The 11033-nt window shown below is 75.1% G+C and carries 2 protein-coding genes; both read right to left on the bottom strand.

The window, feature by feature from the left end; translation table 11 throughout:
• On the bottom strand, nt 1–9527 hold a 9527-nt coding region (locus ACFHW0_RS31225), incomplete at its 3' end, for an SDR family NAD(P)-dependent oxidoreductase (protein WP_416613220.1).
• Nucleotides 9528–9583: 56 nt separating this feature from the next.
• Complete coding sequence (locus ACFHW0_RS31220; protein ID WP_416613219.1) at nt 9584–10795, bottom strand: cytochrome P450; 1212 nt, start codon at nt 10793–10795, stop codon at nt 9584–9586.
• Nucleotides 10796–11033 lie beyond the last annotated feature (238 nt).

Raw genomic sequence — 11033 nt, 5'->3', positions numbered from 1 at the left:
ACGGGGTAGGCGGCGGCGAGTTCGGCGCCCATGCCCAACCGCTGCGCACCCTGCCCCGTGAACAGGAACGCCAACCTGCCGGCCCCGGGGGTGCCGGTGACCAGGTTGGCGGCCTCCTTGCCGGCGGCCAGCGCGGCGAGGCCGTCGAGGAGTTCCCGCCGGTCGGTCCCGACGACGGCGGCCCGCTGCGTGAAGCGGACCCGGGCGGCCAGGGAGCGGGCGACGTCGGCGTCCGGCAGTTCGGGCCGGGTCACGAGGTGGTCGTGCAGGCGGCGGGCCTGCTCCCGCAGGGCCTGTTCCGAGCGGGCGGACAGCAGCCACGGCAGCGCCGGAGGTGGCGTGCCGGCGTCGGCGGCGTTCGGTTCGGCGGGCGGCTCCTCGATGATCACGTGCGCGTTCGTGCCGCTGACGCCGAACGAGGAGACCCCCGCGCGGCGCGGGTGGCCGTTCGGCTGCCACTCGGCCGCCTCGGTCAGCAGCGCGACGGAGCCCGCCGACCAGTCGATCTTCGGGGACGGCTCGTCGACGTGCAGGGTGCGGGGCAGCAGCCCGTTGCGCAGGGCGAGGATCATCTTGATGACGCCGCCGACGCCGGCGGCGGCCTGGGCGTGTCCGATGTTGGACTTGAGGGAGCCGAGCCAGAGGGGGCGTTCGCGGTCCTGGCCGTAGGTGGCGAGGATGGCCTGGGCCTCGATGGGGTCGCCGAGGGTGGTGCCGGTGCCGTGTGCCTCGACGGCGTCGACCTGGTCGGGGGTGAGGCCGGCGTTGGCGAGTGCGGCGCGGATGACCCGCTGCTGCGAGGGCCCGTTGGGGGCGGTCAGGCCGTTGGAGGCGCCGTCCTGGTTGACGGCCGAGCCGCGTACCACCGCGAGCACGCGGTGGCCGTTGCGGCGGGCGTCGGAGAGCCGCTCGACGACCAGTACGCCGGCGCCCTCCGCCCAGCCGGTGCCGTCGGCCGCGGCGGCGAACGACTTGCACCGCCCGTCGCGGGCGAGGCCCCGCTGCTTGGAGAACTCGACGTACAGGCTGGGCGTGGACATGACGGTCACGCCGCCGGTCAGCGCGAGGGAGCACTCGCCGGAGCGCAGCGCCTGCACGGCGAGGTGCAGGGCGACCAGCGACGACGAGCAGGCGGTGTCGACGGTGACCGCCGGCCCCTCCAGCCCGAACGTGTACGCCACCCGGCCCGAGGCGACGCTGCCGGCGGTTCCGGTGCCCCAGAACCCTTCGACCTCGTCGGGTACGGCGCCCGACCGGGCGGCGTAGTCGTGCGTCATGAGGCCGGCGAAGACACCGGTGGGTGAGCCGCGCAGCGTGTCCGGGCGCAGGCCGGCGTTCTCCAGTGCCGCCGAGCAGGTTTCCAGGAACACCCGCTGCTGGGGGTCCATCGCCAGCGCCTCGCGGGGGCTGATGCCGAAGAACTCCGCGTCGAACCCGGCCGCGTCGAGCAGGAATCCGCCCCGGTCGACGTAGCTGGTGCCCGGGGTGTCCGGGTCGGGGTCGAACAGGGTGTCCAGCTGCCAGCCCCGGTCGGTCGGGAAGCCGGTGATGCCTTCGCGGCCGTCGACCAGCAGCTGCCACAGCTCGTCCGGCGAGGTGACGCCGCCGGGGTAGCGGCAGGCCATGCCGACGATCGCGATGGGCTCGTCGGTGGGGCGGGCGGCGACCGCCGCCACGGCGGGCTGCGGCTCGTCCTCGCGGCCGCCCAGCTCGCCCCGCAGGTACTCGACGAGGACCTCCGGGGTGGGGTAGTCGAAGGTCAACGTCGCGGGCAGGCGCAGCCCCGTCGAGGTGTTGAGCCGGTTGCGCAACTCGACGGCCATCAGCGAGTCGAAGCCGAGCTGACGGAACGGTTCGGCCACGGAGACCGAGTCCACGTCCGGCTGGGCGAGGACGGTGGCGACCTGCGTACGCACGATGTCGAGCAGCAGCCCGCGCTGCTCCTGTTCGCTGCGCCCGGCCAGCTCCCGGGCCAGCGCGGTGGCGCCCGGCCGGGTCGCGGCCTGCCGCCGGCGCGGCACCCGGGCCAGGCCGTGCAGCGGCGGCGCGGCGTGCGTCGCGGCGCGCACCGCGGCGACGTCGATGGTGACGGGCACCAGGTGCGCCTCGTCCGAGCGGCACGCGGCGTCGAACAGCGCGTGCCCTTCCTCGACGCTGTGCGGCAGGAGACCGCCGCGCGCGATGCGGGCCAGGTCGGTCTCGCCGAGCTGGCCGGTCATGGCGCTGGCCTGCGCCCACAGGCCCCAGGACAGCGAGGTCGCCGAGCGGCCCTCGGCCCGCCGCTGTGCGGCCAGACCGTCGAGGAAGGCGTTCGCCGCCGCGTAGTTCGCCTGCCCGGCGGTGCCGATGACGCTCGCGACCGAGGAGTAGAGCACGAACAGCTCCACGTCGCCGGCCAGCTCGTGCAGGTTGAGCGCGGCGTCCATCTTGGGCCGTAGGACGGCGTCGAGGCGTTCGGGCGTGAGCGACTCCAGGATGCCGTCGTCGAGCACGCCCGCGGTGTGGACCACGCCCGAAAGCGGCCGGGCGAGCCCGGCGAGCAGCGCTTCCAGCGCCTCGCGGTCGGCGGTGTCGCACGCGACGACGTCGACCGTGGTGGCGCCGAGGGCGGCCAGCTCCTCGGTCAGCTCGGCGGCGCCGGGCGCGTCCGCGCCGCGCCGCGAGACGAGGAGCAGGTGTTCCGCGCCGTGCCGGGCGACCAGGTGGCGGGCGAGCGCGGCGCCGAGCGTACCGGTGCCACCGGTGATCAGGACCGTGCCGGCCGGGTCGAACAGCCCGCCCTCGGGGGCGGCGGAGGTGTGCCGCGCGAGCCGCGGCACGGTCAGCGCCCCGTCGCGGACGGCGAGCTGCGGCTCCCCGGTGGCGATCGCGGCGGCGAGGGCGCGCTCCGACTTGTCGCTGCCGTCGGTCTCGACGAGGACGAAGCGGTCCGGGTGCTCGGTCTGGGCGGAGCGGACCAGACCCCAGGCGGAGGCCCCCGCGAGATCCCCGCTGCGGGTGACCACGGCCAGCCGCCCGGTGCCGGCCGCCGTCTCCTGGACCCTCGCCAGGGTGCGGTACAGGGACCGCCGTACGGCGTCGGCGGTGTCGCCCGCCTCGACGCGGAACACCTCGACGTCGGGCGTGCCGGTGCCCGTCGGGGCGGTAACCGGCACCCATTCCGTCTGGTAGAGGGCCGCGCTGGGGCCGCTCGCGCCGGTCAGTCCGCTCGTCGTGACGGGGCGCACCGCGACCGCGTCGGCGCTCAGCACCGGGTTGCCCTCGTCGTCGGTGGTGCTCACCCGCAGGGTGTTCTCGCCGGCCGGGGTCAGCCGGACCCGCACCGCCGAGGCACCCCGGCGGTGCACCCGCACCCCGCGCCAGGAGAACGGCAGCCACGCCCGGCCCGCCGGGTCCCCACCGCCGTCGACGTGCAGCACGAGCGGGTGCATGGCGGCGTCGAGCAGCGCCGGGTGCACGCCGTAGCGCACGGCGGCCGGCTCGTCCTCGGCCCGCAGGGTGGCCCGGGCGAACAGTTCGTCGCCGCGCCGCCACACCTCCTGTACGCCCTGGAAGGCGGGGCCGTAGCAGAAGCCACGCGCCAGCAGCCAGCCGTAGAAGTCGCCGATGTCGACGGGCTCCGCGCCGGGCGGCGGCCACTCCTCCACGGCCGGGGCCGGCGTCGGCGCGTCGGCCAGCATGCCCGACGCGTGGCTCGTCCACTCCGCGCCCGGCGTGTGCCCGGCCGGCTGGGAGTACACGCCGAACTCGCGGCGACCCTGCTCGTCGGGTCGGCCGACCCACACCTGGATGTTGACCCGCTGCTGCTCGGTCAGCGTCAGCGGGGCCTGGAGGGTGAGTTCCTCGATGGTGCCGCTGCCGGTGTGCTCGGCGGCGTGCGCGGCCAGTTCCAGGAACGCCGTACCGGGCAGCAGGACGGTGTCGAGGACGGCGTGGTCGTTGAGCCAGGGCTGCTCGCGCAGGGAGAGCCGTCCCGTGAGCACGAGCCGGTCGGTGTCGACGACGCCCAGCACCGCGCCGAGCAACGGGTGGCGCGCGGCGGTGAGGCCGGCCGCGGCCACGTCGCCGCCGCCCGAGGGCCGCAGCCAGTACGACCTGCGCTGGAACGGGTACGTCGGCAGCTCGACGGTCCGGGCGTCGGCGAAGTAGCGGTCGGCGTCGGGGCTGGTGCCGGCGGTGAAGAGGTGTCCGACGGCCCTGGCGAGGGTGTGGGTCTCGGGGTGTCCCCGGCGCATGGTGGCGATGCCGGTGGCGTCGCCGGTGGTGGTGGCCAGGACGGTGTCGGGGCCGATCTCCAGGAAGGTGTCGACGTGGTGCTCGGTGGTGAGCCGCTGGACGGCGTCGCGGAAGCGGACGGCCCGGCGGACCTGGTCGACCCAGTGTTCGGGGGTGGAGCGCAGGGGTCGTCCGTCGACGGTGGAGATCAGGCCGATGCGGGGTTCGTGGTGGGTGATGGACTCGGCGACGGCGCGGTAGGCGTCGAGCATCGGGTCCATCAGGTGGGAGTGCGCGCCCAGCGGGATCGGCAGCCGCTTGGTCTTGTGGCCGAGCGCGGCGAGCTGCTCGGCGGCGGCGAGCGTCGCGGCCTCGTCGCCGGAGATGACCAGGTCGGTGGGGGTGTTGATGGCGGCGATGCCGACCTGGTCGCTCAGGTGGCCGGTGACCTGCTCCTCGGTGGCCTGCACGGCGACCATCGCGCCGCCCAGGGGCAGGGCCGCCATGAGGGTCGCGCGCGCGGCGACGAGCTTCGCGGCGTCGGCGAGCGACCAGACCCCGGCGACGTACGCGGCGGAGAGCTCACCGAGGGAGTGCCCGGCCACGAAGTCGGGGCGGATGCCCCACGACTCGACGAGCCGGTGGAGGGCGACCTCGAAGGCGAACAGGGCCGGCTGGGTGTACGCGAACCGGTGCAGGTCGTCGCTGCGGATGATCTCGCGTACCGGCCGGTCCAGGTGCCGGTCCAACTCGGCGCAGGCCTCGTCGAACGCGCTGGCGAAGACGGGGTAGGCGGCGGCGAGTTCGGTGCCCATCCCGAGGTACTGGGCGCCCGTACCGGTGAACAGGAACGCCAGCCCGCCGGAGCCGGCGGTGCCGGTCAGCACGTCGGGCGCACTCCCGCGGCCGGCGAGGGCGGCGAGGCCGTCGAGCATGTCCTGCCGGGTGGCGCCGGTGACGGCGGCCCGGTGGCCGAAGGCGACCCGGGTGGTGGCGAGGGAGCGGCCGACGTCGGCGACCGCCAGGTCGGGGCGGGCGGTCAGGTGCTCGTGCAGGCGGTGGGCCTGCTCCCGCAGCGCCTGCTCGGAGCGCGCCGACAGCAGCCACGGCACCACCGACGGCGCGGCGTCCGGGGCGGCGGCGGCTTCAGGGACAGCGGTGTCCGGGGTGGCGGCGGCCTCCGGGTCGGCGGCGGGCGGCTCTTCGATGATCACGTGCGCGTTCGTGCCGCTCATGCCGAAGGACGAGACGGCGGCGCGGCGCGGGCGGTCGCCGGCGGGCCACGCGACCGGCTCGGTCAGCAGCGACACCGCCCCGGCCGACCAGTCCACCTTGCGGCTCGGCTCCGAGACGTGCAGGGTGCGCGGCAGCAGCCCGTTGCGCAGGGCGAGGACCATCTTGATGACGCCGCCGACGCCGGCGGCGGCCTGCGTGTGCCCGATGTTGGACTTGAGGGAGCCGAGCCAGAGGGGGCGTTCGCGGTCCTGGCCGTAGGTGGCGAGGATGGCCTGGGCCTCGATGGGGTCGCCGAGGGTGGTGCCGGTGCCGTGTGCCTCGACGGCGTCGACCTGGTCGGGGGTGAGGCCGGCGTTGGCGAGTGCGGCGCGGATGACCCGCTGCTGCGAGGGCCCGTTGGGGGCGGTCAGGCCGTTGGAGGCGCCGTCCTGGTTGACGGCCGAGCCGCGTACCACCGCGAGCACGCGGTGGCCGTTGCGGCGGGCGTCGGAGAGCCGCTCGACGACCAGTACGCCGGCGCCCTCACCCCAGCCGGTGCCGTCGGCGTCGTCGGAGAACGCCTTGCACCGCCCGTCGGGGGAGAGGCCCTTCTGCCGGGAGAACTCGGTGAAGGTGTCCGTGCCGGACATCACGGTCACGCCGCCCGCCAGGGCCATCGCGCACTCGCCGGAGCGCAGCGCCCGGACGGCCAGGTGCAGGGCGACCAGCGACGCCGAGCAGGCGGTGTCGACGGTCATCGCCTGGCCCTCCAGGCCCAGGGCGTACGCGATCCGGCCGGACGCCACACTGCCGTGGGTGCCGGTGATGAGGAAGCCGTCGACCCCGTCCTCCTCGTTGTGCCCGGCCCGGCCGTAGTCCTGCATGTGCAGGCCCGTGAAGACGGCGGTGTCGCTGCCGCGCAGCGAGGTCGGCGGGATGCCGGCGTGCTCCAGCGCCTCCCACGCGGTCTCCATCAGCACCCGCTGCTGCGGGTCCATCGCCAGCGCCTCGCGGGGGCTGATGCCGAAGAACTCCGCGTCGAACTCGTCGGCGTCGTACAGGAAGCCGCCGGCGGTCGCGCTGCACGTGCCCGGCCCGTCGCCCGCGAAGAGCGCCCCGAGGTCCCAGCCGCGGTTGGTGGGGAACTCGCCGATCGCGTCCACCCCGCCCTCGACGATCCGCCAGAGGTCGTCGGGGGAGTTGACGCCGCCGGGATAGCGGCAGGCCATGCCGACGATCGCGACGGGCTCGTCGTCGTGGGTCTCGGCGACGGTCGCTTCCGGCTCGGCCGCGCCCAGGCCCAGGGCGTCCAGCAGGTGGCCGGCGACGATGTCGGGGGTCGGGTAGTCGAAGACCAGGCTCGCCGGCAGGTTCAGGCCGGTCGCGGCGCAGAGCCGGCCCCGCAGCTGTACGGCGGTGAGGGAGTCGAAGCCGAGCTGGCGGAACGGCGTCTCGCCCTCGATCGTCGCGGGCGCCTGATCCCGCAGGACCTCGCGCGTGGCGACCCGTACGACGTCGCGCAGCAGGCCGAGGCGGTCGGGCTCCGGCACCGCCAGCAGCCGCTCGGTGAGGGCGGCCCGGGTGCCCTCGGGGTCGACCTCGGCGGGCGCCACGGGACGCGCGGCGACCACGCAGGGCTCGTCCGCGGCCAGCGCGGCGTCGAGCAGGGCGGTGCGTCGCGCCACGGGCAGTTCGGCGAAGCCGGGAGCGGCCCAGGCCACGGAGACGCCGGGCAGGTCGCGCGCGCGGCGGTGCCGCACCAGCGCGTCGGCGACGGCGGTGGCGGCGGCGTCCTGGCCGCCGGTGAGCAGCACGAGCGCGGTGGCGGCGTGCGCGGGCGTCGCCTCGTGCAGCGCCAGCAGTTCCTCGGTCGTGAGGTCCACCGCCACGACGGCGGTGAGCGGCCGGTCGCCGAGCACGGCCGCCAGCGCCTCCCGGTCGAACGGCACGCCCGGGTGCACGGACGCCCCGGCGCCGCACGCCGCCAGGTCGGCCGCCGCGTCGGCGGGAACGTCGCCCGGCCCCACCAGGACCAGGTCGCGGACCTCGTGGGCCGCCACGAGGTGGCGGGCGAGCGCCGCGTCGTACGAGCGGGCGACGAGCGCGACCGTGCCCCGCTGCGGTGCGCCGCCGGCCCGGGTGGGGACGGCCGCGTACCGCGGCAGGAGCAGTTCGCCCGCGCGTACGGCGAGCACGTCCTCGCCGGTGGCCACGGCGGCGCCCAGCACGTCCGTGGTGATCTCGTCGGCGTCCACCAGCACCAGCCGGTCGGGGCGGCGCAGCTGGTGGGACCGCGCCACCGCCCACGCGACGGCCCGCCGGAGATCCGTGGCGTCGTCGGCATGGATGGCGCCACGGGTCAGTACGACCAGCCGGGAATCCGCCGGCCGGTCCTCGTCGAGCACCCGGGTCAGCAGCTCGGTCAGCGCGGCGGGGTCGGCGTAGGTGTCGACGGCGGGTCCGTCGCCGGCGAGGCCGGCGGTGAGTTCGGGCGGGCCCGCCACCGACCAGGTGAGCCGGGTCGCGGCGGCGACCGTGCCGGCCTGCTCCGGGTGATCGGCGGTCGGCTCCGGCACCGGCTCCCAGCGGAGCGCGTGCAGCGCGTCGTGCCGCGGCGCGGCCACGCGGAGCAGGCGGCCGGGCAGCCCGGGCAGCCGGTGGCGCGCGGGGCTGCCCATGGCGGTGCGCGGGATCTCCCGCACCAGGTACGTCTCGACCGGCACGGCCGCCGCGGACAGTTCCGCGTGGCACGTCGCCAGCAGGCGGTCGGCGTCCACCTCGGACCCGACCACGTACGCGACCGGCCCGTCCGAGGAGGCCCGGGTCGCCGCGTCGCGCACCCCGGGCACGGTCCGCAGCACGGTGTCGGTGCGGTCCAGCCGGACCCGCTCGCCGCCGACCTCGGCCACGTCGGCCAGCCGGCCGGTGATCGCGAGGTGCCCGGAGTCGTCGCGGCGGGCCAGGTCACCCGTGCGGTACCAGCCCCCGCGCAGCGCCTCGGCCGTCTCGGCGGCGCGGTCGTGGTAACCGCCGGCCATCACGTTCGGGCCGCTGACCCAGACCTCACCCTCCTGGCCGGGGCCCAGGTCGGCACCGGATACGGGGTCGACCACCCGCAGGCTCGACCCCGGCAGGGGCAGGCAGCGCCGTCCGGCGTCGCCGTCCGGCCAGCTCACCGCGACCAGGCCGGACGTCTCGGTGGTCACGTAGCCGGTGAGCAGCGGCGCGGCGAACGTCGCCTCGAAGGGCTGGCGCAGCGTCGTGTCCACCGGGCCGAGGGCCAGCGCGATCCGTACGCCCTCCGGGGCCGGGCCCGGCGCGTCCAGCAGGGCCCCGTGCGTCGGGCCGGTGCCCACCAGCACGGTGCTGCCCTGCGCGGCGAGCGCGGCCCGCAGCTCGTCCGGGCCGAGGCCGCCCGCGAGCCGTACCGACGCCCCCGCCGCGGTGGCGGCGAGGAGCTGCCCGAACCAGGCGTGCACGGGCAGCATCCACAGCACCCGGTCGTCCGCGGTGCAGCCGAGCCCGGCCACGTACGCCGCCGCGGCGGCGGGCCACAGCGCGTTGCGCTGCGTGGACAGCACACCCTTGCGGGGGCCGGTCGTCCCCGCGGTGTAGGTGAGGAACGCCAGGTCGTCGAGGCCCGCGTCGTCCTGGGGCGGCGACGCCGGGTCGGTCGTCGCCAGCTCCTCGAACGAGTGCGCCTCGCCGTCGTACCCGCCGTCGACGACGAGCACCGACACGGACACCCGCGCCGCGTTGGTCGCGTCGGTGATCACCGCGTCGGCGCCCGCGTCCTCGACCAGCCGGGCCAGCTCTGCGTCGTCCAGGGCCGGGTCCAGCGGTACGGCGATGCCGCCGGCCCGGACGACCGCGAGGACGCCCTCCACCGCCGCGACGCCGTCGAGCAGGACGACCACGCGGTCCGCCGGCCACACGCCGAGATCGGCGAGGTGGCCGGCGAGCCGCGCCGTCCGTTCCGCCAGCTCCGCGTGGGTCACGCTCCGCCGCGGGTCGGCGTACGCGATCCGGGTGCCGGACCGTTCGGCGTTGGTCCGGAGCAGTTCGGGCAGGGGGCGGAGCAGATCGGTACGCGGCATGGTTCAACAACCTCTTGTCGGACAGGAGTTGCGATGCGGGCCGGGAAGGAGAGCGCTCAGACCGTGACCGGGAGGGAGACCAGTGCGGGCACCAGCGGCGTACGCCGGACCTTCAGCGACTCCCGGGGTGCGGCGAGCTTGATGTTCGGGAAGCGGGTGAACAGCTGACGCAGCGCGATGGTCGTCTCCATCCGGGCCAGCTCCGAACCCGAGCAGAAGTGGGGGCCGCCGCCGAACGCCACGTGCCCCTTGTCCTCGCGGTCGATGTCGAGCACCTGCGGATCGGGGAACCGCTTCGGGTCGTTGCCCGCCGCGGTCAGGTGCAGCAGCACCGTCTCGCCCTTGGCGATCTTCGTGCCGTCGATCTCCAGGTCCTCCGTGGCGAAGCGGCGGAAGCCGTGGTGCACGGAGCCGTGCTTGCGCAGCAGCTCCTCGACGGCCACGTCGAACAGGTCCGGGTCCTTGCGGAGCCGCTCCAGCGTCTCCGGGCTGTCCAGCAGCGCCAGCGCGCCCCGACCGATCATGCCCGCGGTGGTGTCGTACCCGCCCAGCATCGTCAGCAGGGCCAGGGCCATCACCTGGTAGACGTTGAGCTCGGGCTCGCCGTCGGCGTTCTTGGCGTGGATCCAGTACGAGAAGAGGTCCTCGCCGGGCTCCTTCGTCTTCTCCTCGCGGACCATGTTCATGAAGTGCGACATCTTCGTGCGGACCATCGCGTTGGTCTCGTTGTCGCCGCTGAACACCAGGTCCGCCCAGTGCTTCAGGTCCTTGCGGTACTCCTCGCGGATGCCGAGCACGTCGCAGACGATCGTGATGGGCAGGATGGCCGCGTAGTCCTCGACCAGGTCGCCGCCGCCCGCCGCCTCGATGGCGTCCAGCCGGGCCTCGACCAGCTGGTGCACCCGGGGGCGGAAGGTCTCCAGGTTGCGGGGGAGGAAGGTGAAGTTGATCATCTTCTTGAGCCGCGTGTGCTCCGGCGGGTCGAGGGTGACGATCGTCCCGGTCGCCTCGCCCTCCGGGAAGCGCTTGCTGGTGAAGTCGCCGTTGCTGTACTCGCGGGGCCGCGCGAGGCGCCTGTCGCGCAGCGCGGAGTAGACCTCGGCGTGACCGGTCACCAGCCACACGGGGCCGTGGTCGTCGAGGCAGGTCCGGTGGACGGCGCCCTTCTGGTGCAGTGACGCGTAGAGCTCGTACGCCGCGTACGGGCTCGCGAAGTAGTCGTCGTCCATCAGCATCTGATGCCCGTGCGCCGGGCACTTGTTCGCCATGTCGTCCTCGCTGTGGTCGCTGAGCAGGAATCGCCGTCGGCCTCCGGTGCGCCAGGCGTCACGGACCGCGCGCGCCCCTGATGGTGCCCGTAACTGGTCCACGCTCGGGTAATCGTGGAAGCGATCGTGGCTGGTGTGGTGGTGGTTAGTGGGTGAGTGCGGGGATTTGGATTTTGGCGTCGTGTTCGAGGATGCGTTGTTGGAGTTCTTGGAGGCTGCGGCCGGGTTCGAGGCCGAG

The sequence above is a fragment of the Micromonospora sp. LOL_025 genome (assembly GCF_048060285.1).
Lineage (GTDB): Bacteria > Actinomycetota > Actinomycetes > Mycobacteriales > Micromonosporaceae > Micromonospora.
Note: the sequence above shows the minus strand (reverse complement) of the source record. Positions and strands in the feature narration are given on the sequence as shown.